Source organism: Psychrobacter lutiphocae DSM 21542, assembly GCF_000382145.1.
In the GTDB taxonomy this organism is placed as follows: domain Bacteria; phylum Pseudomonadota; class Gammaproteobacteria; order Pseudomonadales; family Moraxellaceae; genus Psychrobacter; species Psychrobacter lutiphocae.
Genome location: NZ_KB907688.1, coordinates 1 through 2,507 on the forward strand (window position 1 = coordinate 1; position 2,507 = coordinate 2,507).

1 protein-coding gene is annotated in these 2,507 nt (G+C 39.3%); it reads left to right on the forward strand.

Annotated elements, in window-relative coordinates:
* On the forward strand, nucleotides 1-2,507 hold a 2,507-nt coding region (locus tag H140_RS0113505), incomplete at both ends, for an RHS repeat domain-containing protein (protein WP_019674172.1).

A 2,507-nucleotide genomic window follows, 5' to 3' on the forward strand; every position in this document is an offset into this window, starting at 1 on the left:
GTGCAGGATGTGCCACCTGTGGTCCGACCAATGTCAGCTATGAGTATGATAATGCAGGGCGAGTGATAAAAGAAAACAAGCTTGATGATGAGGGGAGAATTGTCTCGTCGGTTAGTAGAGAATTTGATAAATTTGGTCGTTTGACCAAAGAGAGTATTCCTACAAGGAGTAGTGGAGCTTTAGAATCTAGTGTTCATTATGAATATGTATCAAACAACCCTCAAAGCCCTCAATTTTCTTTGGTAGCTAAACAGTGGTCAGCCAGTGTTGCCTCTGGTAAACAAACAGGTATTGAATATCAGTATAACGATAATGGTTTGCCTATAAGAAAACTAGAATTCGGTTATACACCTGATGGTGAGCATATCACACGTACTTATCTGATGGCTTATGATAACAAAGGTAACATGACACAGGTAGCACTACAGAATAATCTAAATCCAGATAGTGATCCTATTGTGTTAGAAGCTTATAGCTGGTTTGAAGATGGTAGCCTCAAAAGTGCATCACGTCCAAATCTTGGTGTAACGACAAGATTTGAACATAATGAGCATGGCTTAACAACTAAAGTTGAACGAGAAAATAAAGATTATGTAACCACCATTCGTTTTGAATATGATGATAGACAGTATCCGATATCAATGTCTCGATATCACAATGGCACATTAGTAAATGGCGTTAAGTATAAGCGTAATAACTTAGGGCATATAACTTCGGTAACGGATTTAGATGATAATTTCATAGCAAGCTATGCTTATGATGATGCGAATCGCAATCTAGGTGAAATCACGCCACAAATGGCTACGCTTAAACATTTGGATACAGAAAGTCGCCCCATTGTTGACTATAAATTTACCGCTAGAAGTGCTGATAAATTAAGTTACCAGTATGATAGTAAAGGGCGCATTATAGGTGCTGGTCGTGATGATACTCAACTAGTAGCAGTAAATTATAGTAAAGATAATAATACAGCTGAGATAATTGGCGCTAGTGGCGCGCAACTAATTGCTCACAAAGATGATGATGAGTTTAACGAATATGAGTTGCCTAACCTCTGGGATGGCTTAGGGGTTAAGCAAACTCATATCAAGCCTATGCAATCAGGTGTGGTTGACGTTAAACAAAACAATGGACTGGTTACTAAGTATGGGTATGATGATTTTGGACGCATTGTTTATATCGATAGCCCGAGTACTGGTCGTAATTTGTATACCTATGATGAGCAAGACCAATTAATCGGCATTAAGCTTGCTAGCGGTGTACAAGTCACTTATCAGTATGACCAGAAGGGTCGACGTACTCATAAGTTGACGAAGCAAAACAATAACACAGTTCAGGAGGTTAGCTGGAAATATAATGATAATGATCAGTTAATCAGTGCAAAAGGCAGTCATCAAACAACTGAATACAAATATGATGAACAAGGGCGAGTCACTGAAAAGCGAATTGTTTTAGAGGGGCTAACCAAGCCTTTAGTTACCCGTTTTAGTTATGATAAACAAGGCAGTATTAATAAAATTATATTGCCAGATGGTATTGAGTTATCTAGTAAAGATAAGGGTATACGTTACAAAGCCCCGGATGACATTAAAGCTCGCATTATGTTTCAAGAAAATGAAATTCGCAGTGGTCAACATGCTAATATCAGCTATCAGTTGGGTCAGCACATAGTCATGGGTCATTATTATGATGACAATGGACAATTTTCAGGGTTAAGCTACCGTACCCTCCCAAAAAATGGCAGCAACCCATTTATCAAATCGGCCAACGCATCCACGCCTAATCTTAGCCCCCTATTTAGTCAACAATGGGCAAGGACAAGTGATGGTATTGTAGAACAAATAACGGAAGTGGATTATCAGGGCAAACCCACCGAGCACAACTACCTATATGATAGTCAATACCACTTGATTAGCAGTAGTTACCAGTCCATTAAACTTGATAGCGACTTTAAACCTGTTACCACCGCAGAAACCACTGATACTGACAAAAACGTATATCAAGCACGCTACCTTTATGATGAGCTAGGCAACCGCTTACTTGGTGATGAACAATCACAACCATTAAATAAATATCAATACGACGACAAAGCTCGTCTCACTCAAATCACACCATTAGCCAAAGCAATCAAGGGCAACTCAAGTTCAGTCAAAAACATCGTATACAATGAAGCTGGGTTACCGACTCAATATGGCGACTATCGACTAGAGTATACAGCAGGGCAGGTGAGTACAATCAAAGACAGCAAAGATCAGCTTATTGCTGAATACACCTACAATGACTTGGGTCAACGTATCAAAAAGGTGGTCTATCAAGAAAATAAAAAAACATTAGCAAAACCTAAGACCACCTACTATGTCTATGAAGATAGCCAATTACAGCATGAACTAGATGGTGATGGCAACATCATCCGTCATTATGTCTATATAGGTGACACACTAACCGCAACCATTGACTATCCAAGCAATGAGCATGGGAAGGTGTTAGCACCAGAGCAATCAGGCATA